We start from the raw sequence: 4,295 nt of genomic DNA, 5'->3' as shown, positions 1-4,295 counted from the left end.
CCCCCGCCTGGTCTACGGCCTGATCACCGGGTACGGCGAGACCGGGCCGGATGCCGACCGCGCCGCCTACGACATCGCGGCGTTCTGGGCCCGCGCCGGCCTGGCCCACCTGCTCACCCGGCCCGGCGACACCCCGCCCTTCCAGCGGGGCGGCATGGGCGATCACTCGGCCGGCATGACCCTGGCCGCCGCCGTGTGCGCGGCGCTGGTCGCCCGCGATCGCACCGGCGCGGGCCAACTCGTGACCACCTCGCTGTACCGCCAGGGCGCCTACACCGTCAGCTTCGACCTGAACACCTACCTGCTGACCGGCCAACCGATCGCCGTTGGACAACGCGAGCAGATGGGCAACCCGGCCATGAACAACTACGCGGCGGGCGACGGCCGGCGGTTCTGGATTGTCGGGCTCGACGTCGACCGGCACTGGCCGCCGCTGTGTCGCGCCGTCGGCCGCCCAGAGTGGCTGGGCGATCCCCGGTTCGCCGACGCCCGGGCCCGCGCCGCCAACGCCGCGTTGCTCGTCGCCGAGCTGGACCGGATCTTCGCGACCAAGTCGCTCGATGAGTGGGCGGAGGTCTTCGCGGGCGAACCCGACTTCTTCTGGTCGCCCGTCAACGCGCTCGAGGACGTGGTCGCCGACGAGCAGTTTCACGCCGCGGGCGGCTTGGTCGACGTGCCGGACGGCGCCCAACCAGGAGCCGCCGTCACCATGGTGGCCACGCCGGCGGACTTCCACGGCACGCCGTGGGCGCCGCGCTCCGTGGCGCCGGAACTTGGTCAGCACACCGACGAGGTGCTTGCCGAGCTCAAGGCGCGACGGGAGTCCTGAAACCGGCCGGGCGCCTTTACAAATTTCGCTCGAAGTGTCACGCTGTCCGGTGACAACAGCCCACCACGAGCGCCGCAGGAAACGCCAACGATGGTCACTCCAACGTTCGACATCAGCCACCACCGCCGGGTCGGCGCCGCACGAACGATCCGCGCCGACGGCGAACCCCTGCGGTATCGGCTGGACGTCGTCGCGGCCAGCGCCGCGGACGTCGTGCAATCGGCCGGGGGGTGGCTCTACGACCGGGTGATGGCCGGTTGGGAGGTGACCGCGCTGCTGCCCAACGGCGGCGATGCCCGCTCGCTGCGGATCCTCGGCGTGCAGGCATTCGACGGAGAGGCGCGCCCGGACCTGGCCGCCTCGAGCAGCCAGAGCCTGGCGGTCAGCGCCGAGGCGTTCGCCGCCGACCCGCGGGTGCGGGAAAAGGTGCTCGGGTCGCTGGGCGACTGGCGGACCGAGGTCGCGCTGTGGGGTGACGGCTGGCCCCTGGGCGTCGACCGCGCGATGACCCGGACGCAGCACGTGCTCAGCGCGGCGGCCCGCCGATTCAAGGGCTATGCCCTTGCGGCGGCCGGATTGGCTTGCGATTCAGTCGATCCCACCGAGCCGCTGCTGTGCGACATGGCCGCCCTCTCGCGGCTCTCCTAGCCCATGAAGAAGTACTACGGCCACACCCTGCTCTACCTGCACGAGACCATCTCACTCGGGTCAGCGCGAAGCGACGCCTTCACCGAAACCTTCAGCGGCACCTACCACCCGATGATGGACGAGCTGGGCGCCCGGCTGTTCGCGATCTGGGAGACCACCCCGTACAACGGCCACTGGCCGCAGGTCACGATCATCTGGGAGATCGACGGATTCGCCGACTACGCCCGGATCGGCGCCGCCCAGGCGCGCGGGGGCAGCCACGAGGTGGCGGCCGGCAAGTGGTCGGAGTTCCTGGCCGGCGTGGGCGCCTCCGGCGAGGGGCGCATCATGTACCCGGGGCCGAGCAACAAAACGCTGGCCCAGCTGCGCGAGGCGAATTTCGCTGCGCCGCTGGTGATTCAGGAGATCATGCAGACCAAGCCGGGCCGTCAGGACGATTACATCCGTGAGCTGGAGCGGCTCTACGTCCCATGGTCGGAGCGCACCGGCAAGCGGTGGCTGGGTTCGTTCACCACGACCTTCCGCTACAACGAGGTCATCCACTACTGGGCGCTGGACGGCGGCTGGGAGTGCTTCGCCAACCACTACCCGTCGTTCAAGGAGAACCCACCCGCCGAGCTCGTCACCTGGATGAGCGTGGCTCCGGCCCTGCGCGACGGCTGGGAGGACTCGATCCTGTCGGCCCTACCCCCGTCGCCACTGCAGTGAGCTTTTCGTACGACCCGTTCGACGCGGAAGTAATGGCAAACCCGTTGCCGTACTACCGGATTCTGCGCGACGAGCACCCGGTCTACTACATGCTGCAGTGGGACACCTACGCGCTCTCCCGCTTCGAGGACATCTGGCAGGTGCTCGAGGTCAACGACGGTACGTTCGTCGCGACGGAAGGCACGTTGCCCCCGGCGTCGGTGCTCGCTCAGCACAACGACGGTCCACTCGACGATCCGCCGCTGCATCCGCTGCCGTTTCACGCCGTCTTCGACACCGACCTGTACGCCGAGATCCGGCGCGCGCACTCGGCGCCGTTGCGCCCGAGGTCGGTCGCCGGGCTGGAGGCCCGGATCCGCACGCTGGCCAACGAGCGCCTCGACGAGCTGCTGCCGCGGGGCTCCTTCGACCTGACCCAGGAGTACGGCGGCATCGTCGCGGCGTCGATGGTATGCGGATTGCTAGGCCTGCCAGACGATCTCGCACCCCAAGTGCTGGCCGCGGTCAACGCCGGCAGTTTGGCCGAACCCGGCGAGGGCGTCGACACCGCGCAAGCCCGGCCCAACTACCTCCAATACCTCACACCGGTGGTCGGGGGCCGCCGCGCCGACTCCTCCGGCGATGCGCTGCCGGTGGTCGACGGCCTGCTGGGCTACCGATTGCCCGACGGCAGCGCCCTGTCCGACGTCGAGGTCGCCACCCAGATGCTGTGCATCTTCATCGGTGGGACCGAGACGGTGCCCAAGATCGTCGCCCACGGGCTGTGGGAGCTCAGCCGGCGGCCCGACCAGATGGCCGCGGTCTGCGCCGACCCCGCCACCAACGTGCCGATCGCCCGCGAGGAGATGATCCGTTACTGTGCGCCGGCGCAGTGGTTCGCCCGAACGGCGCGCAAACCGTACACAATTCACGGCCAGAGGATCGAGCCCGGCCAGCGCATCATCACGCTGCTCGCGTCGGCCAGCCGCGACGAGCGCGAGTACGAGAACCCCGACGAATTCCTCTGGAACCGGCCCGTCCGCCGCTCGCTGGCGTTCGGCCGCGGCCAGCACTTCTGCATTGGCTACCACCTGGCCCGGCTGGAAATCGATGTGCTGTTGACCGAATGGCTACGCCGCGTGCCCGACTTCGCGATCCGGGGCGACGCCGCCACCCGGCTGCCGTCCAGCTTCCAGTGGGGATGGAACAAGATTCCGGTGGAGGTCTGACGTGTGGTCCTACCGGATCATCGCTCCCTACCAGTTCGAGCGGACGACGATTCCCGACAAGATGCCCGAACAGCTGGCCGACGGCCAAGTGCTGCTGCGGTTTTCGGCCGCCGGCGTCTGCGGCAGCGACCTGCCGGCCTTCCGCGGCAACAGGGGCCGGCTTCCGGGTGACGACGGGCGCAGCGCCGCCGAAAAGGACGGGTTCCCGATCCACGAGGTGGCCGGCGAGGTGATCGCCAGCCGCCACCCGGATCACCGCCCGGGCGATCGGGTGGTGGGCTGGGCATCCGGGTTCGACGGCCTGATGGAACGCGTGATCAGCGACGGCAACATGCTTGCGCCGTACGATCCCGCGCTGAGTCCGGCGGAGGCGATCGGCTTGCAACCGCTGGCCTGCGTCCTGTACGCGTGCGAGCAGCTGCCCGACCTGGCCGGCCGGCACGTCGCGATCATCGGCCAGGGCTCGATCGGCCTGCTGTTCTCCTACGTCGCCAAGGCCGCGGGCGCCCGCCGGGTCACCGGGGTCGACCCTGTCGATCGCACCGGCCACGCAACGGCATTCGGCGTCGACGACCCGGTGCGCGCCACCAGCGACCGCTGGGTGAGCCAGCTGGCCCCCGCCGACCGCGCCGACGTCGTCATCGAAGCCGTCGGGCACCAAGTGGCCACCCTGGGGCACGCGATCGAAGCCACCGCCCCCGGCGGCACCGTATTCTATTTCGGCGTGGCCGACGACGAGGCCTACCCGATCAGCATGCGCCTGATGCTGCGCAACAACCTGACGTTGAAATCCGGTGTGACCCTGGACCGGCGGCGGGTCTTGGACGTCGCCGCCAAGTTCGCCGACGAGCATCCCGAGCTGCTCGGCACCTACCTCACCCACACCTTCGGCGTCGAAGACG

General features: G+C 69.8%; 5 protein-coding genes. All 5 read left to right on the top strand.

The window, feature by feature from the left end; genetic code table 11:
* The coding region (locus A5712_RS15880; protein WP_068106926.1) for a CoA transferase at positions 1-829 on the top strand (829 nt) is incomplete at its 5' end.
* 90 nt (positions 830-919) lie between these two features.
* Entirely contained in the window at positions 920-1,477 is a 558-nt protein-coding gene (locus A5712_RS15875) for a hypothetical protein (protein WP_068106925.1), read from the top strand.
* A 3-nt stretch (positions 1,478-1,480) separates the two neighbouring features.
* Positions 1,481-2,185: an NIPSNAP family protein gene (locus A5712_RS15870; protein ID WP_068106922.1), complete on the top strand. Its 705-nt coding sequence runs from the start codon at positions 1,481-1,483 to the stop codon at positions 2,183-2,185.
* Positions 2,182-3,393, top strand: coding sequence for a cytochrome P450 (locus A5712_RS15865; protein ID WP_068106920.1), 1,212 nt, complete (start codon positions 2,182-2,184; stop codon positions 3,391-3,393). Before A5712_RS15870 ends, A5712_RS15865 begins: the two co-directional genes overlap by 4 nt.
* A 1-nt stretch (position 3,394) precedes the next feature.
* Positions 3,395-4,295, top strand: a 901-nt coding sequence (locus A5712_RS15860; protein ID WP_068106918.1) for a zinc-binding dehydrogenase, incomplete at its 3' end; no start/stop codon positions are given.

It is taken from the genome of Mycobacterium sp. E2327, from assembly GCF_001672675.1.
Classification (GTDB): Bacteria; Actinomycetota; Actinomycetes; order Mycobacteriales; family Mycobacteriaceae; genus Mycobacterium.
The sequence above is the reverse complement of the archived record's forward strand: the minus strand, read 5'-3'. Positions and strand labels throughout refer to the sequence as shown.